Genomic DNA, 24,989 nt, shown 5'->3' with positions numbered 1-24,989 from the left:
TCAAAGGGGGGCTTTTTCTGATGGGATTTTTTGAATAAACGCAGACACAAAAAAGCCCCGCATTTGTGGGGCTTTTTCATTCACATCAGCGCAATGCGTCGAGCAATTACATCATGCTGCCGCTACTAAAAACCGATGAAAATCTCAAAGCTCTGTATAGCTGTCTCTGCCATTACCTTGAAGGAATTTCAATTAAATTAATTGCGCGAGCAGTGGTTAAATCTGCCAGAATGGATTGAACGAGTGCCGGAAGTTGTGGTGGGTTATCCTGAGCGCATTCTGATCAATTTGTATAACAAAAAACCAGCGTGGCTGTGGAAATGAATTGAGCGAAACTGAAATTTTACAGCAGTTGTTGGTACTCAATAAAGCGCGGAGCAGTTAAAATCAAGCGGCTTCTGCGTGAACACGCTCAATCTGTAATGGATACAATCCGCTTTTTTGTGCATCCAGAATCGTCATCTCACCAATACCTTCAGCGGTGTAACCAATATTGATATTCCAGTTGACGGATTCATGTTGAAATCTACGCAGCTTTACAACGATGCGTTGTCATATCGCCCACGCCAGCCAACAGCCCGGCAATTGCAATATCTTCATCAAGTAAATCCCAATGAATTCCTCTGGGACTAAGTTCAAAATCATTGCGTTGTTCCGGCGTTGCCGCCAGCAAACGCGGAAACCATGCCAACGGCACACCGACTGTCCTGCCGTCGTGCAATTCGACCCATAAATTATTGTCATCCATACGGACAGTTTTGGGTAACATACACATATTAATTCCTCTTTAATGAGCGACTAAACGCCATGACTCCAGATGAATTCATTGCCAAATGGCAATCTACCACATTAAAAGAACGTTCTGCTGCACAAGAACATTTCCTTGATTTGTGCCAATTATTAAATGAACCAACACCGGCGTCAATTGATCCAACTGGCGATTTTTATTGCTTTGAAAAGGGAGCGAAGAAAACCACTGGCGGTGATGGTTGGGCGGATGTATGGAAACGCGATCATTTCGGTTGGGAATACAAAGGTAAACGCAAAAACTTAAACGATGCTTTTATTCAACTGCATCGCTACGCTCCGGCATTGGAAAATCCGCCACTGCTAATTGTTTCCGATATGGAACGGATTATTATTCATACGGCATTTAATGGTACGGTTTCTAAAGTGCATTCGCTGGCGTTGGAAGATTTGCGCATTCCCGCCAAATTGCAATTATTAAAATGGGCATTTTCTGAGCCGGAACGGTTGCGCCCAACGCTCACCACTGCAGCATTAACGGAAAACGCGGCGCGACAATTCGGTGAATTGGCGCAAACCTTGCGCCAACGTGGTCACGATACCCAGCAGATCGCGCATTTTTGCCAGCAAATTCTGTTTTGTTTTTTTGCTGAAGATATTGGTTTATTACCCAACAAATCGTTTAGCAAGTTATTGGAAATCGGGCAGAAGCGTTTGGAGCATTTGCCGCTAATGCTCACCAATTTATTTAATACGATGGCAACTGGCGGATTCTTTGGTACTGAAGAAATTGATTGGTTTAATGGCGGATTGTTTGATGCAGTAACGCCGCTGCCGTTAACCCGCGATGATGTGCGAATGTTGCGGGAATTGGCGCGGTTGAATTGGTCTGCCATTGAGCCGAGTATTTTCGGCACGTTATTTGAACGCGGACTTGATCCTAATCAACGTGAACAACTCGGTGCGCATTACACCGACCCAGCATCCATTATGCGGTTGGTTAATCCGGTGGTGCTCGATCCATTACGGGAAGAATGGCGTCTTCAAAAGATTAAAATTGCGGCGCTAATGAAAAAAGCGGATGCAGCAAAATCTACAATCACTCGCAACAAAACGATTAAATCTGCGCAAGCATTATTGTCAGCAGTATTTGAACGCTTGCAGAATTTTCGAGTGCTTGATCCTGCGTGTGGTTCGGGAAACTTTTTATTATTGGCGTTGCGCGGTTTGAAGAATTTAGAACACGACGTTATTTTAGATGCGGAGCGTTTAGGATTGCCGCGTAGTTTTACCTTGGTTGGGCCAGAAAACGTGCTGGGCATTGAATTAAATTCCTATGCTGCTGAACTAGCACGGGTGACGGTGTGGATTGGTGAAATTCAATGGATGCTGAATCACGGGTTTTCATTGGCAAAAAATCCAATTCTGAAAACCATCAATATCATTGACCAACGTGATGCAGTGGTGAATGCAGATGGCTCGGAACCGAATTGGCCAACCGCTGATGTCATTGTTGGTAATCCGCCGTTTTTGGGTGGTAGTAAAAAGCGCGGCGTATTGGGTGATGATTATTTTTCAACGCTGGGAACTATTTATGCTGGACGCATTCCCGCAGGTGCGGATTTAGTAACGTATTGGTTTGAAAAAGCGCGGTCGCAGATTGAAACGAAAAAAGCCAACGCTGCTGGCTTAGTGTCAACGAATTCAATTCGCGGAGGGGCAAATCGTCAAGTATTAGAACGCATTTGTAAAACAACGACCATTTTTAATGCGTGGTCAGATGAACCTTGGATTAACAGCGGCGCTGCGGTGCGCGTCAGTTTGATTTGCTTCGGGAATACAGAAGTAACGCCAGTATTGAATGGCGAAAAAGTTGCAGCAATTTATGCTGACTTAACGGAGAGCGATAATGATAAAAAATTGAATTTAACCACTGCTAAATTACTGCTTGAAAATAACAATGTTAGTTTTGAAGGAACAAAAAAATACGGTGCTTTTGATATTTCTGGCGATCTCGCAAGATCATGGCTGGCAATTCCTAATCCACATGGACTCCCAACCAGTAATGTCGTTAAACCTTGGCGCAATGGAAAAGACATTGCCAGTCGAGCATCTGATACTTGGATCATTGATTTTGGTCTCAATACGTCGGAAATTGATGCCGCTTTATATGAGTTTCCATTCCAACATCTACTAAATAATGTCAAACCCTATCGTGATACGGTGAGACGCGAAAGAACTCGAAAAAATTGGTGGATTCATGAAGAAGCACGTTCTGGAATGCGTAAAGCATTAACCGGCTTGTCGCGTTATCTTTGCACTCCGCGAGTAGCTAAATATCGGTTTTTTGTTTGGTTAGATAAAACCGTTTTACCTGACACGCGATTAGTAATTGTTGCGCGATCTGATGATATGACGTTCGGAATTTTATCATCACAGATTCATCAAATTTGGTCACTAGCAACCTGCTCATGGCATGGTGATGGAAATGAAGGTGGTAGACCAACCTACAATGCTAAATCTTGTTTTGAGACCTTTCCATTTCCAATGGGTTTAACGCCAGCGGATACTGGCAGCGGAATTGAAACTTTAGACAGCGGCGCAATTATTCCAACGGTTGCAGCAGAATACCGAGATCACGCAGTCGCTATTGCTGAGGCAGCATTTCAACTCAATCAATTGCGTGAGAATTGGTTAAATCCGCCAGAATGGATTGAGCGAGTGCCGGAAGTGGTGGCGGGTTATCCTGATCGCATCATTGCCAAACCAACTTACGCGGCGCTATTAAAACAACGTACCCTGACCAATTTGTATAATAAAAAACCGGCGTGGTTGGTGAATGAGCATGTCAAATTAGATCAAGCGGTTGCCGCAGCTTATGGCTGGTCAAACGAATTGAGCGAAACCGAAGTTTTACAGCAGTTATTGGCACTCAATAAAGCGCGGAGCAGTTAAATAATTTTGGTGCGTGTGCGCAAAATCATTCAACTGCTGGGTGCGTGGTTTATTTCGTCAACGCCATAAATAAACGCGGCAATTTTTCTGGCAACCGCTCCACGCGATCAATCACCGTAAACCGATTACCAAAGCAATCGCGCACATATTCATCCGCGTGCGCATCAAGGTTAATGCAATAGGTATAAATCCCTTGTTGATCCAATTCTTGCACGGCTTGATGCGTGTCTTCAATCAACAAGCGTTCATCGGTGACATCAATATCATGCGGCTGTCCATCGGTGAGAATTAACAGCAATTTCTTTTCCGCTTTACGCGCACTTAAATAATGCGCTGCATGACGCAATGCCGCACCCATGCGCGTTGAATAACCCGCTTCTAATGCTGCCAATCGCCCTTTGACTTGATCGTCCCAGCGTTCGCTATAGCCTTTAATGTGTTGATAACGCACTTCGTGGCGCGTATTTGATGAAAAACCGGCAATGGCGAATTCATCGCCCAGATGATCAATTGCCCAGCCCAATAATGCCACTGCTTCCTGACTCAATTCTAAAATGCTCTGCGTACAACCGTCGGGAATCTGGTTAATAGATTGCGACAAATCCAATAATAGCATCACCGCAATATCGCGCCCGTCGTGACGATGACTCATATTAATACGCGGATCGGGCGTCGCACCGCCGCGATAATCAATAAGCGAGCGAATTGCGACATCCAAATCCAATTCGCTGCCTTCTTCTTGATAACGCAGCCGGACGTATTGCTGCGGTTTAAGCAAATCGAGAATTTGTTTTAAGCGTTTGGCCAATTGCCGATGTTTATCAAGCAGCGCATCAATCAATGCCGGATCGCCGCTGGGATGCAACCCTTCATACAAACTGACCCAATCGGGGCGATAAGTCTTTGATTGATAATCCCATTCTGGATAATGACGCGGCGGCAAAGTCTCAATGTCATCCGCTCGCTGCGGCTGGCGTTCGGCGAACGTTTCCTCTTCATCGCCCTCTTCGATGTAGCGCCACAGATGCCGATTGTCGTCGCGGTAATCGACGTGGGTGTCGGTGAAATAGACGTTAGAAGACAAATCCTGCTGGCGACGGGTGCGGGCGATGTAGGAAATGGCGAGATTGGCGATTTCGGCGGTGCTGGAGGTTGTGCCGTCGGCCAACGCAGCCTGAAATCGTGCAACAAAATCAAGTAGTTCCGGCTGTTCGTAACCGTGATTGGGATCAAGCGCAGCGCGAGAAAACATCGCCAGCCGATGCCGAATACACGACTCCTGCGCCGAGTCGCAATCGTCGGCGGCGGGATGCGGATGCAGCGCCAACAGGATGCGCCGCAAGCCGGGATATTCGCGCAGCGCCAGCGTATCGACGCGGCAATCCTCGAAGGTTTCAACCGCAACCCGTTGAAAAGGGCTTAAATTATCCGCGACCTGCGGCGTGCTCCAGCGCCAATGCGCGGCGATATGCGCGAGCACGGCGCGATACCGATCAATGCCGCTGACGCCAGCGCGGTCGTCATAACAATCGGGAACGCGCACGCCGAGCGCATCGAAATACGGAAGCGGTTTGCGCAATTCATCAAATGCCTCGGAATAAGGCACGAGCATTTGATGTTCTTGCCATAAAGCGCGGAGATATAAATCAAGCTGGCGCTCGTGATCGACAAATAAAGTGCCATGCCGTTCGCGTTGTAATACGGCGCGACTATCGGCGGCTTGCAAACTAAAATACTCGCGCTGGCGTTCGGGATGATCACCATAATGACGCAGCCCGTAATCAATCCAATTGCGCAAGCCGTGACAGGTTAATTGGCGCAATAGATATGGAATTTGTTCCAATAAATCCGGTAAACTGGGGCTGGGAATGGTGGTATGAAAACCATGAATTGATCCGGTCGTGCGCTCCATAAAATCTAAAATAATATCGATATAACGCCCGAATAAATCGGTACACGGTAATCGACGCGACACTTCAGCGATGCTTTGTAAAAACGGCAAAATCGCTTTGCCATTTGGACTGCGCGACATTTTCCACACTGCATCTGACACCAGCGCCAATGTTTCCTCGCCCAATTCAGCGGCGACTTGCGGCATCTTTTCTAAATACACCAACACTGGCTCAAAGCCGCGCCCAATACCGCAAATAATTGAAGCACCGTGTAAATAATCGTGAATTCCCGTGGCACTTAATAGCAATTGTGCTTCTGCCATGCAATCGGGAAATACTTGATCGAGTTGTGGAAAATTGCAGCGCAATTGCTGGCGATACGGTTGGAGTTCAGCAGCAGCGAGCGGGAGGAGTGCGGACATTAGAAACTCCTAAAAAGTGGTTAGATGGATGCAGTATTAGCTGGCGTTTTGGTTAAATCATTATGTATTGATCTGATATTCGTTGTAGCGGGCTTTGTTGTAAAAAAACCAAACTCTAGCGATTGATCAGACGAGTTGAAACTTCGGCTACTTCTAACAAATAACGAAGAGCTTTATTGACCGCTTCATCGTTTGGAAATGCTCGTGCAATATCCGGTTCAAGAAGAACGACATTAGATTCTTCTGTGATTCGATCCGCATATTTACCGCGCACAAGCTCACCAAAATCAGACCTTTTATATTCAGACCGCAACGCATCTGTCGTTTTCAGCTTTTTCATAAAATTACATTTCCGTTTTATGGCTGTTCGTTTAGTGGCAGTTGTCAATACAACATTTTCTGACAACTGCCCACTATTTTCTGCCGCCTTATCCAAACACCGCATCAATTGCATGATGCAGCGTCGCACGAATATCATCATCATCAGTAATTGGATCAACCAATGCCATGCGGCAGGCTTCAGTTGGTGCAATTCCAGCCTCTATTAAATTGGCAGCGTATACCAGCAGCCGCGTCGAAATTCCTTCATCTAATCCATGCCCTTTCAAATTGCGCGCAGCAAGCGCAATCTTCACTAAACCCGTCGCCAATTCCGCACCAATTCCCGTTTCAGTCGCCACGATCTGCGCTTCCAATTCAGCCGGCGGATAATCAAATACCAAGGCGGAAAAACGTTGTTTTGTCGATTGCTTCAAATCTTTCATCAGCGATTGATAGCCCGGGTTATACGAAATCACGAGCTGAAAATCAGAATGCGCAGTGACCACCTCGCCTTTTTTATCCAATGGTAAATTGCGGCGATGATCGGTCAACGGATGAATGACGACGGTTGTATCTTGCCGCGCTTCGACAATTTCATCCAGATAACAAATCGCGCCAATCCGCGCCGCAATCGTTAATGGTCCGTCCAGCCAGCGTGTGCCCGTCGCATCCAATAGATAACGCCCCACTAAATCAGAAGCGGTCATATCTTCATTACACGCGACCGTGACCAGCGGTTTGCCCAACCGCCACGCCATGTATTCAATAAACCGCGATTTGCCGCAGCCAGTCGGCCCTTTCACCATGACAGGTAAACGGCGTTGATACGCAGCTTCATACAGCGCGATTTCATTACCTTGCGGTTGATAAAATGGTTCCTGTTTGACTTGGTATTGCGCGATGTCAGTATTCATCATGGCAGCTCAGAATTAAAAAATGAGGGGTGAAGAGAGAGTTGGGTGAATGTTGCCCAATAAAAAGCCCCCGTAAAACGGAGGCTTTTTGAATCAATTAACGCACTGGCTTATTTGTGTTCAGCCGCTGCGCCGAGCTTATCGCGCCAGCCCGGGAACAGCTTGTCGGCATCGTGCGGGAACGAGGTGAAGGCGCGTGCGAATTCTTTATGTTCCTTCGCAAATTCAATCGGATCCGCGCCAGCTTTCCAGCATTCATACGACTGCCGCAACGAAATTGCGCCCGCTGCTGGGGAGTCGATATGACCGTAAGCGCCGCCGCCAGCGGTGTTGATGACGTTGCCGTGACCCAGATTCTCGAAGAAACCGGGCAACCGCAGCGCATTCATGCCGCCAGAAATAATCGGCGTAGTGGGCTTCATGCCGTGCCATTTTTGGAAATAAACCGGTCCTTGGCATTCATCGCGCTCAATCATATACGCGATGATTTTGTCATCCGCGCCGCCTTCCATTTTGCCGTAACCCATCGTGCCGACGTGAATACCGGACGCGCCTTGCAGACGGGAAATCTTCGCCAATACAAATGCGGTATAGCCGCGCTTGGAAGATGGCGAAGTAATCATGCCGTGACCAGCGCGGTGATAATGCAGGTATTGACCAGGATATTGACGGCGAGCGGTGGTAATCATGCCGGGGCCGCCGACAAAGCCATCAACTAAAAACGCGACCTTGTCTGCATCGGGGCCAAAGGTTTCCAGAATGAAATCAGCGCGAGCGCACATTTCATAATGATCATCGGCGGTGATATTGGCGGAGAACAGCTTGGCTTCACCAGTTTCGTCTTGCGCACGCTTGAGCGCGTCATACACCAACGGAATGACTTTTTTGGACGGGCAGAAGGTTTGATTGCCCTGCGGTTCGTCATTCTTGATGAAATCGCCGCCGAGCCAGAATTGATATGCCGCTGCCGCAAATGGCTCAGGACGCAGACCAAGTTTGGGCTTGATAATGGTGCCGGCGATGTAGCCGCCATTGACCACGGGGCGACCAAGAATGCGCCACAGATCGGAGATGTCTTTCGCGGGGCCGTCGAATAATTGAATGGCGCGATCAGGGACATAAAAGTCAATCATCTGCCCGTGTTCGATGTCGCCCATGCCCTGATTGTTGCCAATGCACAGGGTCAGGAAGGACACGATCATCATGCGCCCGTCGGTTATATTGCGGTCGAAGAGATCGAGCGGATAAGCGATGCGCATATCCTCAGTCGCTTCGTCGATGTAATAAACCAGAGCATCGACGCCCTTGGTGAAATCGTCAGTGGTGCAAACTTCGACGTTGGTACCGGTCGAGGATTCGGCTGCAAAATGGGTAGCAGCCTCCAAGTAGCCATAGCCCGACTTCGGCTTCATTTTATATGCGACGAGGATATGGTTGCCGCCCGCAATCAGATCGGCTTCTTTCAGGCTCAAGTCGGAGTAACGCGCTGACTGGTCAAGTGCCATATTAAAGTCTCTTTATCTGTGGTGATGGGCGTCATCGCCCTGAAAGAAAAGCGAATGCCGGGAAACGGCAATCGCGGATTGGTCATGTTCCGCATCCAATCCAAAACCGATTATAGAGAAGTTTTGGCGGTATATGATGATTTTCTTAAACACTGCAACGATCACAACGCTGTTCCCGCCCGCTGCGAGAAGCCAGTTCACTGGGGACAGATTGGCGCAATAAAAACCCCGCCAAGGCGAGGTTTTTTTAGTGCTGCAATCAATCTGTTTTATGGTTCAGGTCAATCCCATCCAGTTGCTCCAGTTTTCCCACCTGTTCGGTGGAATAACCCAACTGCTTAAAATCCATGATTCCATTCGGCGCGTGGCATTCAACGCACTCCCGCCCTTTGCTTTGAATGCCGTGATTGACCATCAGCGTTCCCATTTGTCGCATCCAATGCGGCTCGACATTCACCAATTGCCCATTCACCAATGGATAAATAGTTTTCCAACCATCAGTGATACCGAAATACGCCATGAATTCATCCATCATATACCGCTTAAATGGTTCCTGATACATGCGCTGAATAATCGGATCAGCAATTGCCACCTTTACTGCCGCAGCACTATCGCCAGTTTCATAATAACGCGCATAATCAAATGGCAAAATCATCGCACCAAATGGCCCCTGATTTGACATATCTTCATACATCATCGCATTAAATAGCTTGAATGGATAAATCCGACTTTCGCCCTGCATCATCGCGCTACGCAAATTATTTGCAATCATCGCCTCACGTTTCGCCAACAATTCCGGTGATAATTGTGACAATGGATTGGTCGCCATTTCCACATAAGCCTCAACATCAATATCGGAATACCGCTGTTTAAGTTCTATTGCTTGATTGCGCACAGCAGCAATCACCTCTGGATCGGTAATTCGCGCCACCTGCTGCATCAATGGATTATAGGTCGTCGCACCATTCGGATTACTACCGAGTGCATTCGCTAAAAACGTCCCATTGCCATTAAACCACAAGAAAATAAAACCTTTGCCTGGTGCACCAGAACGATAAATATCGGTTGGCTCAAAAATCCCTTCTTCCGTATTCCAAGTGGGATGCACCCAATCGCGCAGCACCACATTATTTGCTTCCAACTCTTTGATATGACAGGTTTCACATGCCAGCCGCGCAATATGACCATTTAATAGCGCCTTGTGTTCCGATTGATTGTGCGGCGCTTGACCGTGACAACTTTCGCAAGTCACATCTTTTGTTGGAATATCATTTGCGACCAAATCAACGCCTTTACGTCCACGCGGAATATGATGACCTTCAGGAACATGACAATCGGTGCACTGAATACCCGCCGCTGCATGTACATCATCTTCTGGACTAAATGGATTGCCGCGTTTTGCTCCGCGATGCAGAATGCGTTGATTGATATAACCCAATTCCTGCGCTGCCGCATTATGCTGATACGCATCGCCACCCATATTGTGCTGATGACAACGCAAACAGGTGTCCGAACTGATTGATTCAACCGTTAATGCAGCGCGTAAACTGCGATCCTGATTCCACCGTAAACCCTTATCATCTTTAATCACATAGCGTTCATTCATTGCATAATTTGCTGCATGACAAATCAAGCAATCAATGCCGTTTTTTGCCTCACTGGGCACATCACCAATGGGCATCATTTTTTCTGTCGCGGGCTGATAATTGCCACCGATATGACATTGCCCGCAACCTTCACTGCGCAACGTCATCGCGCCATGATTTTGTTCAGGATGACTGGCAACTAAAGCTGCCCAACCCGTCCAAGTAAAGCTGCCGGGAATACCACAAGCGCGATTGATTTTACCAACTGGAATTTTATGACCGCCGCTATTCACTTGCCGCCCATCATAACCATAGGTTGAAAAGCCACCGGATTCGCTTTGAAACTTGAAATGCACCGAATTAACAAGATCATTCAACGTGTCCACCGTCGCATGAGAACCATCACCGTGTTGAATCCGAATGGTCGCATGACAACGCAAACAGGTTTCTGGCCCATCATAGCGGCGAATATCTGCATCACGAAAATACTGAATATGCTTTGGTTCACTATTACGAATCGCCGATGGCGTATTCATCAGCATGTCAATTTTCACTTGCCGCGCCAATGGCGTTTGATCCGTAGCAACAATTGCTGCTGCTTTACGCTGACGAGCCTCAGTGCTGAGTTCTTTGGCTAAAATCTCGAATTCTGCTGGCGTTAATTCTCGACTACTGGAATAGGTTAATGGCGCATTCACTTTGCCGACGTAAGCCTCAAATACCAGCGGATAAACAACTTTGTAAATCAATATCAACGTCAATAAAGCCAATACAATCACGATGAAGCGGCGCATGATGTGCGGTTTCATTCTGCTATCTCCTGCTCCGTTTCACGATGCCAACCGCTGATCATCGCTCGCAAATTGGTTGTCACCGTTTCGCCAGTTGTAATGATGTAAAGATGCACCACAACGAATAACGCCAAGCAATACGCAACGGTAAGATGCGCCATTGCCACTACCCAGACGCTGCCTAAGCCAAACAGTGTTTCTGGTAAATACATTGAAAACAAAAATGCACCGCCACTGAGAATAAGCAACGGCATGAGCCCATACATTACCGCCAAATAACTCGTTTGCTGCAACGTGTTCAATTTCACTTCGATGCTAGGATGAAATGGATGTGGTTCGTTATTAAAAATGCCGACCGCATAATAACGTCCTTGCGTGATTAACCGTTCAATAAAACCGCGCCAGTGCACGCGATAATGCCGACCGTTGTCTGTCATTACATTGCCAATCACGAAACCAATCCAACCGAATGTCAGTAGGATTCCAGTGATGTTGTGCATTGGTCTGGCAACAGAAAAATCTAATAACCAACTGCTGCCGGCAAAATGTAAACTCGCCCCAGACCACATCATCACTGCAAATAACAACGCATTGAACCAATGCCAAATGCGCACCCAGCGTGGATAAAGATAGAGTGCAATCATGTCCGATTCCTCGTGACCTTTTGATATGCTTTATAACGTCCAATGCCGTGTGCAAGCAATACCAATAACGTTAGACCAATCACGCCCAGTGCCAAGCGATCGAGTAGTGGGCTGCGGCTCATACCAACGACGTAAGCCTCATTAAATACTGCCGTATTGATCCAGCCGTGATGCTCTAAATTGGTCGCAGCACGGTATTGATATAATCGATTGAGCAAGCGGGAATCTTTGGAATGGCAATTCACGCAATCATGATTGCTAGCTTCGGCTTTCAGGATTTGATGCGAAACCGTCTGACCGTTTTCAGAGAGTGGCGTATGACAATCGAGACAGCGCACTGCTTGCCAATGTTTTTCTTGATTTGGTAGCCAAGCATGACGCGCTCGCGCCAATTCGTGACATGACAAACACAACTGATTATCAGCGTGAATGATGTTTGCTAATGGCTCACCAACTTGAGAAGCGCGGAATTGATGCGGATTGTGGCAAGAATGGCAATTAAAACCTTCAGCTTCTGGTGCATCAGAAGTGGCGTGGACGCTCTGTTTGTATTCGGCTTCAATCGTCGTAAACCGATAATGGCGATCCGCTGCATCATCCTTTTCTTCATGGCAACTAACACAGGATAACGGCGGATTTTGCGCATCAACTTGGTGTGGATAGCGATCAAATTCTCCATCATGGCATTCTACACAAGATAATTTACCATGCACCGAATGCGCGAGTGCCTGCGAATCAATGGATAAATTAATGATCTTATTGCGATCAAGATCGCGGTAAGCCAACGTTGTCATAGCATGACACCGTAAGCAAGCATTGTGATCTTTTGCGGGTGATTCATTTGCCATTGCTGGATTCACCGCAGCAATGATCAACACCGTGAGCAGTTGTTGAATAGCATTCAATTTAATAAAAAACGGTTGTGATCTCATTCCATTTACCGCCAAATAAGCGATGTGAAACCCCTTTATAAAAAGGGGTTTGAAGTGGATTATTTTACTTTCATCCCCGGCTCTGCACCGCTATCAGGACTCAAGATAAACAATTCTTTACCACCCGGTCCGGCAGCTAATACCATTCCCTCGGAAACGCCAAAACGCATTTTGCGTGGGGCGAGATTAGCGACCATGACCGTCAAGCGTCCTTCTAATTCTTTGGGATCATACGCTGAACGAATGCCAGCGAATACATTGCGCGTTTCACCGCCGAGATCAAGCGTTAATTGCAGTAATTTATCTGCACCTGCAACTAATTTCGCTTCACGAATTAATGCAATGCGTAAATCGGTTTTTGCAAATGTGTCGTAATCAATTGGCGCTGCGATTGGATCGCGGATTAAATGCGGATTGTTAGCAGTGGGCGCTGGCGCTACAGTTGCGCTCAAATCCTCTTTTGATTCCTCCAACATCGCTGCAATTTGTGCGGGATCAACGCGAACCATCAGCGGTTTAAATGGCGCGATTTTATGTGCCAATAATGGCGTGGCGAGTGCCGACCAAGTGAGCGGCGCAATTTGTAAAAACGCTTCTGAATCGACAGCGGTGCCCGGCAAAATTGGGCGCAAATAACCAATTAACACACGAAATAGATTGATGCCCATTGAACACACTGCTTGCAATTCACTTTCACGTTCGGGCTGCTTCGCAATGACCCACGGCGCTTTTTCATCAATGTATTGATTGGCACGATCTGCGAGCGCCATGATTTCACGCACTGCGCGATTGAATTCGCGCTGTTCATACGCCGCAGCAATGCTGTCTCCGGCAGCAATGAACTCTGCAAATAATGCTGGATGCGCCAATTCATTCGCCAATTTTCCAGTGAATTGTTTGTGAATAAAACCGGCGCAGCGGCTGGCGATATTAACCACCTTGCCAACCAAATCCGCATTCACGCGAGCAGTGAAATCTTCCAAATTCAAATCAATGTCATCGACACCAGAGCCGAGTTTAGCAGCGAAATAATAGCGCAGATATTCGGGATTGAGATGATCGAGATAGGTTCGCGCTTTAATAAAAGTGCCGCGTGATTTCGACATCTTTTGTCCATCGACGGTGAGAAAGCCGTGTGCAAAGATGGCGCTGGGAATCCGAAAACCTGCGCCGTGCAGCATTGCCGGAAAGAATAGTGCGTGGAAATAGATGATGTCTTTTCCAATGAAATGATACAGCTCGGCAATGGAATCTTTTGCCCAAAACTGTTCGAAATTCAATCCTTCAGTTCGGTCGCACAGGTTTTGAAAGCTGGCTAAATAACCAATTGGCGCATCCAACCACACATAAAAGAATTTGTTCGGATGATCGGGAATTTCAAAACCGAAATAAGGTGCATCACGAGAAATATCCCATTGCTGCAAGCCAGCGGTGAACCATTCATCAAGTTTGTTCGCCACTTCTTTTTGTAAACTGCCGCTGCGTGTCCATTCACGGAGCAGTGTTTCAAAGTCAGCCAGCCGGAAAAAATAATGCTCAGATTCACGCTGTTCGGGTACTGCGCCAGAGACTGCTGAACGTGGATTTTTAATTCAGCCGGTGAATAACTCGCGCCGCAGACTTCGCAATTGTCGCCATATTGATCTGCTGCGCCGCATTTTGGACATTCACCTTTAATAAACCGATCCGGTAAAAACATTTGCTCAATAGGATCGTAGGCTTGGGTAATGGTGCGGCAAACAATATGACCGGCATCGCGGTTGCGAGTATAAATCAGATTAGAAAAGTGCTGATTTTCTGGTGAATGCGTGGAATGATAATTGTCAAAACCAATCCGAAATGCGGCGAAATCCGCCTGATGTTCAGTGGCAATTCGTGCAATTAACGTTTCAGGGGTAATGCCTTCTTGCCGAGCGCGGAGCATAATTGGTGTGCCATGCGCATCATCGGCGCAAACGTACCAGCAATTGTGTCCGCGCATCTTTTGAAAACGCGCCCAAATATCGGTTTGAATGTATTCAACAAGATGACCGATGTGAATTGGACCGTTGGCATACGGCAGGGCGCTGGTGATCAGAATATCGCGGGGTAAGGTCATGGATAGAGGTCTCAGTCAGTTTAAAGCGTTCAATAATATGGTTGAAAGTATCGCATGGACGACGGCAAATAAACGACAATTGCGCAACTGTGGTTGAATTAAGCTGCGTTGCTACCACGTTATCAGCAAGTTTTACCGTCGCAATCGTTGTGGCGTGTTTGACTCACTTTTCTATTCAAATTGGAGTATCTAATGTCTGAACTGACGAAAAACGCCATTGAAACCGCGATCAAGGAATACCGCGAGCCGCATTTGGGTCGTGATTTGATTGCCGCGCACGCGATCAAAGATATTGTGATTGATGGCGATCAGGTGCAGGTGAAGGTGGTGCTGGGTTTTCCGGCGAAGACCATACAGGCTGCGATTGCCGAAGCAGTCAAAGAGAAAGTCATGGGCGTGGCTGGCGTGGGCAACGTTGAGGTTACGGTGACTTGGGAGATTAAAGCACATTCGGTGCAAAAATCGCTCAAACCGATTGATAACATTAAGAATATCATCGCTGTGGCATCTGGCAAAGGTGGCGTTGGTAAATCTACAACTGCGGTCAATTTGGCGCTGGCGCTGTCTGCTGAAGGTGCAACGGTCGGCATTCTCGACGCCGATATCTATGGCCCGTCGCAGCCGCGAATGCTCGGCATCACCGGCAAACCGGAGTCAACTGACGGCAAAAGTCTGGAACCGATGACGAGTTATCACCTGCAAGCGATGTCGATTGGGTTTCTGATCGACGAAGAAACGCCGATGATCTGGCGCGGTCCGATGGTGACGCAGGCGCTGGAGCAGTTGTTGAACGATACGAATTGGTCTGATCTCGATTATTTAGTGATTGATTTGCCGCCGGGCACGGGCGATACCCAGTTGACGCTGGCGCAGAAAGTGCCAGTATCTGGCGCGATCATCGTCACCACGCCGCAAGACATCGCGCTGCTCGATGCGCGGAAAGGCTTGAAAATGTTCCAGAAAGTTGAAGTGCCAGTGCTTGGAATCGTCGAGAATATGAGCACACACATCTGCTCGAAGTGCGGTCACGAGGAGCCGATTTTCGGCACTGGCGGCGGTCAAAGCATGTCTGATCAATACGGCGTCGACTTATTGGGATCATTGCCGTTGGAATTACATATCCGCGAAGAAACCGATAGCGGCAAACCGACAGTGATTGCACAACCCAATTCTCGTGCTGCTGAGATTTACCGCGAAATTGCCCGCAAAACTGCGGCGAAATTATCACTGCAAGCCAAGGATTATGCGGCAAAATTCCCGCGCATCGTGATTCAAAACAATTAAACGCAGCAACATTTACTGCGTTAAAAAAATCGGCGGCGTTCAATTATGAATACCGCCGATTTTTTATTGCCTGCATCACATTGAAAAGTCTTATTGAATAATAAAACCAGTGAAATAAATCGCAGTAATTGCCGGAACACCCGTTTGATGTGTCATCGTTTCACGAAGACTTTCCAATAACTCCGCACGCAATTTTTCTCGATCTTCCATTGAACTCAATTGTTCTGGTTGACGACCACCAAGCATTGTAATCATCCGATCGCGCAGCAGCGGCATGTGTTGCGTTACTAATTCCGCGTCATGACTGGTGCTGAGATAAAACTGTAAATCCATTTTGAGATAACGGGTGCGCCCACTGCTCGCAAGATTAACCACTAATGGCGGTTTTAATTCCATATAACCTGGATAAGCCGCTGCATCTTCTTTACCACCGCCGCCATGAGCCCAACTCGGTGAGATTGATAACAGCGGTACAATACAGAGTGCACCGATAAGCGCAATAGATTTTATGCTGCGGATATTCATTGTTTCAATCATCCTTCAAACTAAAAAGAAAAAAGAAATTTCAGCTAAATGCTGAAACGGCCTGCGCGAGTTGATGCGCTTGCTCTTCGAGACTATCAATTGCTGTTGTTGCTGCTTCCACCAATGCCGCATTCTGCTGCGTCATTTCATCAATTTGCGTTACTGCCTGCGTGACCTGTGCAATTCCATTCGATTGTTCACGATTTGCGCCCGCAATTTTAGTAATGAGCGTAGCAACCTGTTGGAAACTATTGATCACTTCCGCCGTTGCGCTCCCAGCAGTTTGCGCGAGCTTGGCACCGCTCTCCACTGTGTGCATCGAATCTGCAATTAACATCTTGATTTCCTTTGCAGATTGCGCACTGCGTTGCGCAAGCGTTCGCACTTCGGCTGCGACCACTGCGAACCCGCGACCCTGCTCACCAGCACGTGCTGCTTCTACTGCTGCATTGAGCGCCAAGATATTGGTTTGAAACGCAATCATATCAATAACGCCAATGATGTCAGCAATTTTATGACTGGATATTTGAATTGCGCCCATTGTCGTTACCAATGCCTGCACTATTTCGCCGCTATGCTGAATAAGCGTATGCGCCGCATTGGCTAATTCATTCGCTTGACTAGCATCACGCGCATTTTGCTGCACCGTAGTATTTAATTGCGCCATCGTGGTTGCAGTTTCTTCAAGTGCACCAGCTTGTACTTTACTGCGAGCAGATAAATTGACATTGCCAGCGGTAATATCTTCTACTGCGTTATTGATCGCCAGCGTCGTTTTTTGAATACGTCCGACCACTTCACGCAATTGAGTGACTGTCGCATTGGTATCATTTTTTAATTGCCCAAAAGTGCCAGCATAGTCTGCGGTAATGCGCTGGGTTAAATCGCCATGTGCAATACTATTGAGTACACGCGCTACATCAGATAATCCGGCGGAAACGATATCCACCAAGCGATTCATTCCCTCACTCATTTGCTTGAAAAATCCTTCTTTATCTGCCAAGGCTAACCGCTGCCCAAAATCGCCTTGCACGACAGCATCCAATAATGCAGCCAATTCGCGCTGCACTTGGACTTGATTCGTAATATCACTCCATTCGACGATTGAACCAAGCGTTCGCCTTGCGCATTGATAACCGGATTAAAAATAAAGCCGAAGTATAACCAGCAATACTAAGTTCAGAGGTATATTCTTTAGTGAGTTGTGCTAAAAAGTTCTTTTGCCGCGAGGGTTACGTAAAAGAATCAAAATTCTTACCGAGTAACTCACTTGCTTGAATTCTGGTAATACATTTTGTAACGCGCTTCGCAATTGTGCATCATTTGCGTCATCGCAACATTCATATAGATAATTTGTCCGTCGTTATCGGCAACCATCACATTTGTTGATGCTTTATCCAGTGCATTTTGAATGCGCAAACTTTCAGTCGCAATTTGCCGATCTGCGTTAATACGCTCACGCAATTGGTTTTGCATATTGTGCATTGACGCAATAAACTCTGTTGGTCGCCGGTACGCACCGGAATGATATTATCAAGTTTACCCTCAGCAATTGCATGGGCAATTTGTGCCGCAAATGCAGGTTCACCGCCGATTTGTGCCACAATGCCGCCTACGATGCGTATTCCCAACCACAGCGTTAAAAACAATATCATTCCAATGACTGTAAGCGAAATCGTGAGCGTCGTTTGCGCCGACTCTGATTGAGCATTATTGGTATCAATAATGTCTTGAGAAAAGCGTTGTTCGACTGTATGCAATAGATCAATTTTTGCGGTAATTTGATCAAACCACGTTACCGCCGGATAATTTAATGCTGCGCCAGCACCAGCAGTTTTAACCATTTGCTCAATTTTTTCGATTTCTTTTACAATCGGCTGGTTCAATTGGGTAGTGAGCAGTGTTCTTTGTTCAGGTGTAGCAAACGTATCAGTAATGCGGATGTAATTAGATTGATCGATGAGTAAACCCAGAAAAACGTCGTAATCATCAGAACTAATACGCCCAGCACCAAATGCGCCCGACAATACAGCACGTTCTTGACCATTACGTTCTTTTAGAAATAACAATCCAGTTTTTGCATGGGTAAGACGTGCAATTGCTGCATCTTGTAATTGATTTCCAGTGCGAGCAGCAATTTCTAATAAATTGCCAATCAAGTCGCTGTATAAGCGAAATGAAGCCGGAGGTTGCATTTTTAATTCAGTAATGAGTGGACGCCAATTTTGTAACGCAATAAATAAGTTTTGTAATTCTTCAAGACGGCTGCGGTAATGCTCCCCTAAATAAGTGGTTTTAACGTGTACGATATTTTGTTGTAACTGATCAATCGCAACGTCGCTGGCTTCGCGTTGGATAGGCAGGCGATCGGCGAACTTGCTACCCTTGCTCGATAAAAAACCGGCAGACATTCCGCGTTCTTTTTGTAATTCGTGGGCAACTTCACCGATTTTAACCACCAATTCGCCTAACATCTGACTGCGCTGCACATCTCGCAGGTCCTGCACCATGTTCATGGTCAGCAACAGCGTCATACAGACCAATGCCGTAATGGGCACGCCCGCAAGCAGGAGTAATTTTGCCTTAATGCTTAATTTATTTAACATAATTTACAACTCTTATACACAAAACGTACCTCATGTCTGGACTTTATCATTCTGTACTCAGGATGTTGGTGAGAATGCCACTGCTGAAAAAGGATCGCAATGATACCGCTCTCTAACGCATTACCACACTCGCCACGCAAACCCGACACGGCAACTGCAATGCACATTTTAATTGCACAAATACGGTCTGCATTACCATTCGATCAGCCAGCTGCGCAGCATTGTAATGGCAATTGTCAAGGTTGTTCGATGAAATTGTTGGAGTTTTTAGCAACGGAACTTGATACTTGGGAACAGCGGTTAATGCAGGGCGAACAGCCAAGTTTGGCGGATTTATCACAGTTAGCAAAAAGTGGGTGGAAGATTCATCGCGTTTTGCAGCGTAATGGTGTGGTTGAATAGAAATGAATAGCGTATCGACTGAAATTACCGCTCGTCGCGCGCATTACAGCCATACATTATGGAATCTATTTTAATGATTCCAGATTTGTTTTTTTTAATTGATCACGATGGCACATTATTAGATTTTCGGGCTCGTCGTTACAGCTCGTTATATGTGCCACCGGAGGTATTTCTTGGTAAACGTTTTAATGAAGTGTTGCCACCAGAAGTTGCAGCATTATTTGCTAATAAGTTCGCGTTGCATTGCGCACTGATGAACTGGTGCTGTTTGAATACAGTTTGCCGCTCCCAACGGGACGCGGTGATTTTGATGCGCGACTTTATCGCCTTGCAGGAGGCGAGGGATGCGTGGCAATAATTCGTGATATTACTGATCTCCGCCGTGCTGAAGAGCAATTAAACCGCGAGCGCTATTTACTCGCCGAGCGCGTTAAAGAACAGCGTTGCTTATACGAAGTCTTTCGGCTTTCCGAAGATTTAGAAATGCCCTTAGAACCGCTGATGCACAACGTTTTAGAACAACTTATTATCAGTCAACAAGAGCCTGAATTAATGATTGCGCGAATTGATTGGGGTGTTTATAACGTGATGACGCCAGATTTCACAATTACGCCGTGGATGCGCAGCGTTGATGATTTTACAAATCGACTTGATCCATTGTGTTTGCAATTGGGGTATCGCAGCGCACCACCGCGTCAACGCGATGAGCCGTTGTTTTTGCCTGAAAAAATTGCACTGATGGAGATGGTGATCAGTCGTTTATCCGGCATTCTCAGTCGGCGGCGGGCGGTTCACATTCTCCGCGAGCAGGAAACGCTGTTTGGTCAAACCACTGATGCGATTTTGCTGATTGATCCATCGAACAGTCGTTTTGTGCAATTCAATACTGCCGCACATCAAAGGCTTGGCTATAGCCGTAAGGAATTTTCTCAACTGTCGGTTGCGGATATTCAAGCGGATCATTCAGTCATTGACATTGAAAGCAATACGCAGGCCATTTTTGACGGAAAAATTTCTGGTTTTGAAACGCGGCATCGCGCTAAAGATGGTCAAATTCAAGATGTTGAAATTACTTTCCGTCTCGTTAATCACAGCGGTCGTACCCTGATTTCTGCGGTATGGCGCGACATCAGCGAACAAAAAGCTCGTGAGTCCGAACATCTCGCCCGCACTGCGCGGCTGCAATTACATACGCAATTAATTCGTGAAATTAGCAGTTTAGATTCGGGAATCAATGGTGAATTGGAACTATTTGCGCAGGAAATCACTGAACGCTTGGCGCAAATTCTTAAAATAACGCGGGTTTCTGTATGGCGATTTAATAGCGATTTAAGCACGCTTCACTGCGTTGATTTATACGACTTAAACACAGGCATTCATGCTGCTGAAATAAAATTAGAAACAGCAATGTATCGCCATGAATTCGATTGTTTAATACGCCAGCGTTATGTGGATGCCAGCGACGCATTAACTGATCCGCGCACTGCCGGTTATGTCGAAAGTTATCTCAAACCATTAGGCATTACTTCAATGCTGGATTGCTGCATTTTATCGAGCAATCAACCGCGTGGCATGATTTGTTTTGAGCACGTTGGGCAAGCCTATCGCTGGAGTGAAGATGAAATCGTGTTTGGTTGTCAGGTCGCCGATCAACTCGGAATGGTGTTGCTGCATCGGGAGCGATTAAAAGTGGTGCGGGCATTGCGCCAGAGCGAGCTATTTTTGAATCGAGCGCAGGCGGTATCACAAACCGGTCATTGGCGACTGGACATCGCGCAGGATCAACTGCTGTGGTCGGATGAAACCTATCGGATTTTTGGTTTGCCACCAGATACACCGATAAATTTAAAAGTGTTTTTCAATTGTCTGCATCCTGCGGATCGCGCTCTGGTGGCGGAGAGTTGGAATCGGGCGCTTGCTGGCGAACCGTATCGCGTCACTCATCGAATTGTGGTCGGCAACACCACGCGCTGGGTTGAAGAACGCGCTGAATTAGAATTCGATGCCAATGGTAACGCTTGATTGGCATGGGAATTGTTCAGGATATTACTGAGCGCGTCGCCACTGCCCGCGAGTTGGAAGATTACCGGTTGCATTTGGAAGAATTGGTCGCTTCGCGCACTGCGGAATTAGAAACCGCCAAAGCTGCGGCAGAAGCAGCGAATCAAGCGAAAAGTGCGTTTTTATCCAACATGAGCCACGAAATTCGCACGCCGATGAATGCCGTCGTTGGCTACGCGCATCTGCTGCGGCGCGATCCGCTGACCCCGCGCCAGCAAGATCAATTAGACAAACTCGCTGCTTCGGCGCGTCATTTATTACAAATTATCAACGATATTCTTGACTTATCAAAAATTGAAGCCAGCAAAATGACGCTGGAAATGCAGGATTTTGAATTAACGCGGGTGATTGACCATGTGTGCCAACTGCTCGCCGAAAGCGTCACCAGCAAAAACCTGAATATGTTGGTTGATTTGGATCAAGTGCCGCCGCTGCTACACGGCGATGGCAACCGTTTAGGGCAGATTTTGCTCAATTTAGTGAGTAATGCCGTCAAGTTCACCAATATGGGCGGCGTGTCGATTCGGGCGCGAGTGAAATCTCAAATCCCCCCGCCCCCCCTTTTACAAAGGGGGGAGAAAGCGAAGTTTTTCCTGATGCCAAGGCAGGAGAAAGCGAAAAGCCCCACTTTGAAAAAGGGGGGTTGGGGGGATTTCTCCTCCGCCTTGAAGTACAGGATTCCGGCATCGGCATGACCGAAGCGCAGCTACAGCGGCTGTTTCGTGCGTTTGAACAGGCAGATGAATCCACCACGCGGCGCTTTGGTGGCACCGGACTAGGTTTAGCCATCAGCAAACGCTTGACCGAATTGATGGGCGGACAGATCGGCGCAACCAGTCAGCCCGAACAAGGCAGTGTGTTCTGGGTGGAAATTCCGTTTGCCATCGCTGCGCCACGTCCGCAGCAGTTGCAATTAGCCTCTTTTCGCGGAATGCGGGTGCTGGTGATCGACGATCATGAGGATGCGCGGGACATTCTCGTCAGTCTGCTGCTGGAGCTGGGAATGCGCGTCGATGCTGCGGCGAGTGGCGAAGAAGGTTTGGTCGCAGTGACTCACGCCGATCAAGCTGGCGATCCCTATCGGCTGTTGATGGTGGACTGGAAAATGCCGGAAGTAGACGGCATTGACACCGTCCTGCGTCTTAAATCGCTGATGCTGCACGAATCACCAGAATTTTTAATGGTCACGGCTTACGGCGATCATTTCCCGCAGATGAAGCAGCACGCGCTGGCATCACCCAAATTCTCAGTAAACCAATCACGCCATCAGTGCTGCATGACGCACTGGTCGCAGCACTACAGCGTCACACGGCGGGCAATGCCACTGCGTTGCCCGCGTCGTTGGTGAGCGAATTGGCGCAGCGCAAAGGAGCGCGGCTGCTGCTGGTGGAAGACAACGTGATCAATCAGGAAGTGACCCGTCAATTGCTCGAAGCGGTGGGAATGCAGGTCAGTCTCGCCGACAACGGTCAAATCGCGTTGGAAATGGTGCAATCTGCGCGTTACGATTTGATTTTCATGGATATTCAAATGCCAGTGATGGACGGCTTGACCGCAACCCGCGCCATTCGAGCATTGCCCGCCTGCCGCGAAATCCCAATTTTGGCGATGACGGCCAACGCTTTTGAAGAAGATCGTCAACGCTGTTTGGAAGTGGGCATGAACGATCATGTGCTAAACCGCTGGTGCCGGACTGCTGTATCAAAGTTTGGTGCGCTGGCTCACCCCGGATCAATACCGAGACAGCACACCACGCTAAAACTCCGTCATTCACACCCGAACTGCGTTTTGCCACGCTTGCCCACATTGAAGGATTAAATCTCGCGCTGGGTTTACGCAGTTTGTGCGGTGACGAGGCACGGTTACGGCAATTGCTGGCGCAATTTCTCGACAATCACGCGGATGACGCGCAGCGCATCGCCGAACAAATCAATGCTGGCGAAATCAACGCCGTCATTCACAGCGCCCACGCGCTCAAAGGCGTTGCTGCAACCTTGGGCATTACTCGCGTCGCCGAACTCGCCGCCACTCTCGAACGCTGCGCCAAAACCGCGACCGCGCAGTTCCCACTTAAACTGTGCAAGTCATCGCTGACTGCGCTTGCCGAGGCGCTCGCGCACATCGCCACCCAATTGCGCCCGTTATTGGCAGAAGCGCCCATTGTGCCTGCGCCATCCGTCGATCCCGCTGCGCTGCAACAGGTAGTCGAACAACTCGCGCAGCTGCTCGAACGTGACGACACCGAAGCCAACATTTTATTTGAAGCACAACGGGCATTGCTGTTTGCTGCCTTTGGTGACGACGCTCGCCGCTTGGACAAACAGATTCAAAATTACGACTACCTTCAGGCGCTGGCGACGCTGCGCAGCCTGACGTGACCAAACCACTCACCGCGAGATGATTGAATGCGTTATCAAACACTTGAACACTGCGTTGGCAATACGCCGCTGGTGCGGTTGCAGCGACTGCCCGGCGCGACCGATAACCTGCTGCTGGCGAAATTGGAAGGCAATAATCCCGCCGGTTCGGTGAAGGATCGTCCGGCGCTCAACATGATTCGCTGTGCCGAGGAACGCGGAACGATTCGCCCCGGCGATACGCTGATTGAAGCAACTAGCGGGAATACCGGCATTGCGCTGGCGCTGGCAGCAGCGATCAAAGGTTATCGAATGCGCTTGATTATGCCGGAGCACATGAGCGCCGAGCGGCGCGGGGCAATGGCGAGTTTTGGCGCAGAAATTGTGCTGACGCCGCAAGCGGGCGGAATGGAAGCTGCGATTGATTTAGCCAGTGCGATGGAGGCGCGAGGCGAGGGCATTCGTCTTGATCAGTTTTCAAATCCCGATAATCCGGCAGCGCATTATCTGACGACTGGCCCAGAAATCTGGCGCGATACCGCCGGGCAGATCACGCATTTCGTCAGTGCGATGGGCACGACGGGAACCATCATGGGCACCGGGCGCTATCTGCGTGAACAAAATCCAGCGGTGCAAATTATCGGCGTACAGCCTGAAGACGGTTCCAGCATTCCCGGCATTCGCCGTTGGCCAGCGGCGTATTTACCGCGCATTTACGATCCGGCTGGCGTTGATCGCATTTTCGATGTCAGTCAAACCGATGCCGAACAAACGACGCGGGCGCTGGCAGCACAGGAGGGCATTTTTGCTGGCGTATCTTCCGGCGGAGCGATTGCCGCAGCATTGCGTTTATCTGCCGAAGTACATGACGCAGTGATCGTCGTCATCATCTGCGACCGGGGCGACCGTTATTTGTCAACCGGCGTATTTCCTGCGGCTTAACCTGA

General features: G+C 48.0%; 22 protein-coding genes and 1 pseudogene. 11 read left to right on the top strand and 12 right to left on the bottom strand.

What is annotated here, in order from left to right:
* Window positions 1-201 precede the first annotated feature (201 nt).
* Window positions 202-324 carry a hypothetical protein gene (locus tag CXB77_RS23080; protein ID WP_277949387.1) on the top strand — a complete coding sequence of 41 codons (123 nt, stop codon included), beginning with the start codon at window positions 202-204 and terminating at the stop codon, window positions 322-324.
* Between the two features lie 202 nt (window positions 325-526).
* Here CXB77_RS23080 and CXB77_RS09560 read toward each other — a convergent pair whose 3' ends face one another.
* The gene (locus tag CXB77_RS09560; RefSeq protein WP_105073707.1) at window positions 527-775 is read right to left on the bottom strand and encodes a DUF2442 domain-containing protein; all 249 of its coding nucleotides are present in this window, start codon (window positions 773-775) and stop codon (window positions 527-529) included.
* Between the two features lie 32 nt (window positions 776-807).
* Here CXB77_RS09560 and CXB77_RS09555 point away from each other — a divergent pair, with 32 nt between their 5' ends.
* Window positions 808-3,702 carry a class I SAM-dependent DNA methyltransferase gene (locus CXB77_RS09555; RefSeq protein WP_105073706.1) on the top strand — a complete coding sequence of 965 codons (2,895 nt, stop codon included), beginning with the start codon at window positions 808-810 and terminating at the stop codon, window positions 3,700-3,702.
* Between the two features lie 49 nt (window positions 3,703-3,751).
* Here CXB77_RS09555 and CXB77_RS09550 read toward each other — a convergent pair whose 3' ends face one another.
* The 8 genes and pseudogenes from CXB77_RS09550 to metG form a co-directional block, all read right to left on the bottom strand.
* Window positions 3,752-6,016, bottom strand: a complete 2,265-nt coding sequence (locus tag CXB77_RS09550; RefSeq protein ID WP_105073705.1) for a nitric oxide reductase activation protein NorD — start codon at window positions 6,014-6,016, stop codon at window positions 3,752-3,754.
* A 115-nt stretch (window positions 6,017-6,131) separates the two neighbouring features.
* Window positions 6,132-6,452, bottom strand: a complete 321-nt coding sequence (locus CXB77_RS09545) for a hypothetical protein (RefSeq protein WP_242445605.1) — start codon at window positions 6,450-6,452, stop codon at window positions 6,132-6,134.
* On the bottom strand, window positions 6,445-7,251 hold the full coding sequence (locus tag CXB77_RS09540) for a CbbQ/NirQ/NorQ/GpvN family protein (RefSeq protein WP_105073704.1): 807 nt from the start codon (window positions 7,249-7,251) through the stop codon (window positions 6,445-6,447). Before CXB77_RS09540 ends, CXB77_RS09545 begins: the two co-directional genes overlap by 8 nt.
* Window positions 7,252-7,361: 110 nt before the next feature.
* Entirely contained in the window at window positions 7,362-8,756 is a 1,395-nt protein-coding gene (locus CXB77_RS09535; RefSeq protein WP_105073703.1) for a ribulose-bisphosphate carboxylase, read from the bottom strand.
* A 259-nt stretch (window positions 8,757-9,015) separates the two neighbouring features.
* Window positions 9,016-11,151: a multiheme c-type cytochrome gene (locus tag CXB77_RS09525; RefSeq protein ID WP_105073701.1), complete on the bottom strand. Its 2,136-nt coding sequence runs from the start codon at window positions 11,149-11,151 to the stop codon at window positions 9,016-9,018.
* A complete protein-coding gene (locus CXB77_RS09520; RefSeq protein ID WP_105073700.1) occupies window positions 11,148-11,777 on the bottom strand; it encodes a cytochrome b/b6 domain-containing protein in 630 nt (209 codons plus the stop codon). Before CXB77_RS09520 ends, CXB77_RS09525 begins: the two co-directional genes overlap by 4 nt.
* Window positions 11,774-12,709 carry a NapC/NirT family cytochrome c gene (locus CXB77_RS09515; protein ID WP_242445604.1) on the bottom strand — a complete coding sequence of 312 codons (936 nt, stop codon included), beginning with the start codon at window positions 12,707-12,709 and terminating at the stop codon, window positions 11,774-11,776. Before CXB77_RS09515 ends, CXB77_RS09520 begins: the two co-directional genes overlap by 4 nt.
* A 59-nt stretch (window positions 12,710-12,768) precedes the next feature.
* A pseudogene (metG, locus tag CXB77_RS09510) lies at window positions 12,769-14,807 on the bottom strand (methionine--tRNA ligase).
* Between the two features lie 192 nt (window positions 14,808-14,999).
* Here metG and apbC point away from each other — a divergent pair.
* Window positions 15,000-16,091, top strand: a complete 1,092-nt coding sequence (apbC, locus tag CXB77_RS09505; RefSeq protein WP_105073699.1) for an iron-sulfur cluster carrier protein ApbC — start codon at window positions 15,000-15,002, stop codon at window positions 16,089-16,091.
* Between the two features lie 90 nt (window positions 16,092-16,181).
* Here the strand turns inward: apbC and CXB77_RS09500 are convergent, their stop codons facing one another.
* The 3 genes from CXB77_RS09500 to CXB77_RS09490 form a co-directional block, all read right to left on the bottom strand.
* Window positions 16,182-16,616 carry a flagellar basal body-associated FliL family protein gene (locus tag CXB77_RS09500; RefSeq protein WP_105074018.1) on the bottom strand — a complete coding sequence of 145 codons (435 nt, stop codon included), beginning with the start codon at window positions 16,614-16,616 and terminating at the stop codon, window positions 16,182-16,184.
* Between the two features lie 40 nt (window positions 16,617-16,656).
* Window positions 16,657-17,685 (bottom strand): methyl-accepting chemotaxis protein, encoded by a 1,029-nt coding sequence (locus CXB77_RS19465; protein ID WP_242445603.1) that lies wholly within the window; start codon window positions 17,683-17,685, stop codon window positions 16,657-16,659.
* A 307-nt stretch (window positions 17,686-17,992) separates the two neighbouring features.
* Complete coding sequence (locus CXB77_RS09490) at window positions 17,993-19,222, bottom strand: nitrate- and nitrite sensing domain-containing protein (RefSeq protein ID WP_105073697.1); 1,230 nt, start codon at window positions 19,220-19,222, stop codon at window positions 17,993-17,995.
* Window positions 19,223-19,381: 159 nt separating this feature from the next.
* Between CXB77_RS09490 and CXB77_RS09485 the strand changes: the two genes are divergently transcribed.
* The 8 genes from CXB77_RS09485 (at window position 19,382) to cysM (ending at window position 24,984) form a co-directional block, all read left to right on the top strand.
* A complete protein-coding gene (locus tag CXB77_RS09485) occupies window positions 19,382-19,624 on the top strand; it encodes a hypothetical protein (protein ID WP_242445602.1) in 243 nt (80 codons plus the stop codon).
* Between the two features lie 73 nt (window positions 19,625-19,697).
* Window positions 19,698-19,982 carry a hypothetical protein gene (locus CXB77_RS09480; RefSeq protein WP_146108782.1) on the top strand — a complete coding sequence of 95 codons (285 nt, stop codon included), beginning with the start codon at window positions 19,698-19,700 and terminating at the stop codon, window positions 19,980-19,982.
* The gene (locus tag CXB77_RS09475; RefSeq protein WP_105073694.1) at window positions 19,973-21,646 is read left to right on the top strand and encodes a PAS domain S-box protein; all 1,674 of its coding nucleotides are present in this window, start codon (window positions 19,973-19,975) and stop codon (window positions 21,644-21,646) included. Before CXB77_RS09480 ends, CXB77_RS09475 begins: the two co-directional genes overlap by 10 nt.
* Window positions 21,647-21,651: 5 nt before the next feature.
* Complete coding sequence (locus CXB77_RS09470) at window positions 21,652-22,380, top strand: sensor histidine kinase (protein WP_146108781.1); 729 nt, start codon at window positions 21,652-21,654, stop codon at window positions 22,378-22,380.
* Window positions 22,329-23,033: an ATP-binding protein gene (locus CXB77_RS09465; RefSeq protein WP_105073692.1), complete on the top strand. Its 705-nt coding sequence runs from the start codon at window positions 22,329-22,331 to the stop codon at window positions 23,031-23,033. The genes CXB77_RS09470 and CXB77_RS09465 overlap by 52 nt, the downstream gene beginning before the upstream one ends.
* Window positions 22,955-23,503, top strand: coding sequence for a response regulator (locus CXB77_RS09460; RefSeq protein WP_172452616.1), 549 nt, complete (start codon window positions 22,955-22,957; stop codon window positions 23,501-23,503). The genes CXB77_RS09465 and CXB77_RS09460 overlap by 79 nt, the downstream gene beginning before the upstream one ends.
* Window positions 23,504-23,526: 23 nt before the next feature.
* The gene (locus tag CXB77_RS09455) at window positions 23,527-24,063 is read left to right on the top strand and encodes an Hpt domain-containing protein (protein WP_172452615.1); all 537 of its coding nucleotides are present in this window, start codon (window positions 23,527-23,529) and stop codon (window positions 24,061-24,063) included.
* 27 nt (window positions 24,064-24,090) lie between these two features.
* Window positions 24,091-24,984, top strand: a complete 894-nt coding sequence (gene cysM, locus CXB77_RS09450; protein WP_105073689.1) for a cysteine synthase CysM — start codon at window positions 24,091-24,093, stop codon at window positions 24,982-24,984.
* The last annotated feature ends 5 nt before the right edge of the window (window positions 24,985-24,989 follow it).

The organism is Chromatium okenii, from assembly GCF_002958735.1.
Lineage (GTDB): Bacteria > Pseudomonadota > Gammaproteobacteria > Chromatiales > Chromatiaceae > Chromatium > Chromatium okenii_A.
The sequence above is the reverse complement of the archived record's forward strand: the minus strand, read 5'-3'. Positions and strand labels throughout refer to the sequence as shown.

Bases quoted from the DNA above. Each gene is read 5' to 3' on its own strand.
- CXB77_RS09470 (WP_146108781.1), top strand. From the start codon at position 21,652: ATGGGAATTGTTCAGGATATTACTGAGCGCGTCGCCACTGCCCGCGAG.
- CXB77_RS09525 (WP_105073701.1), bottom strand. From the start codon at position 11,151: ATGAAACCGCACATCATGCGCCGCTTCATCGTGATTGTATTGGCTTTA.
- CXB77_RS09490 (WP_105073697.1), bottom strand. From the start codon at position 19,222: ATGTTAAATAAATTAAGCATTAAGGCAAAATTACTCCTGCTTGCGGGC.
- CXB77_RS09485 (WP_242445602.1), top strand. From the start codon at position 19,382: ATGCACATTTTAATTGCACAAATACGGTCTGCATTACCATTCGATCAG.
- apbC (WP_105073699.1), top strand. From the start codon at position 15,000: ATGTCTGAACTGACGAAAAACGCCATTGAAACCGCGATCAAGGAATAC.
- CXB77_RS09520 (WP_105073700.1), bottom strand. From the start codon at position 11,777: ATGATTGCACTCTATCTTTATCCACGCTGGGTGCGCATTTGGCATTGG.
- CXB77_RS09540 (WP_105073704.1), bottom strand. From the start codon at position 7,251: ATGAATACTGACATCGCGCAATACCAAGTCAAACAGGAACCATTTTAT.
- cysM (WP_105073689.1), top strand. From the start codon at position 24,091: ATGCGTTATCAAACACTTGAACACTGCGTTGGCAATACGCCGCTGGTG.
- CXB77_RS09480 (WP_146108782.1), top strand. From the start codon at position 19,698: ATGATTCCAGATTTGTTTTTTTTAATTGATCACGATGGCACATTATTA.
- CXB77_RS09500 (WP_105074018.1), bottom strand. From the start codon at position 16,616: ATGAATATCCGCAGCATAAAATCTATTGCGCTTATCGGTGCACTCTGT.
- CXB77_RS09535 (WP_105073703.1), bottom strand. From the start codon at position 8,756: ATGGCACTTGACCAGTCAGCGCGTTACTCCGACTTGAGCCTGAAAGAA.
- CXB77_RS09550 (WP_105073705.1), bottom strand. From the start codon at position 6,016: ATGTCCGCACTCCTCCCGCTCGCTGCTGCTGAACTCCAACCGTATCGC.
- CXB77_RS09560 (WP_105073707.1), bottom strand. From the start codon at position 775: ATGTGTATGTTACCCAAAACTGTCCGTATGGATGACAATAATTTATGG.
- CXB77_RS09515 (WP_242445604.1), bottom strand. From the start codon at position 12,709: ATGAGATCACAACCGTTTTTTATTAAATTGAATGCTATTCAACAACTG.
- CXB77_RS09555 (WP_105073706.1), top strand. From the start codon at position 808: ATGACTCCAGATGAATTCATTGCCAAATGGCAATCTACCACATTAAAA.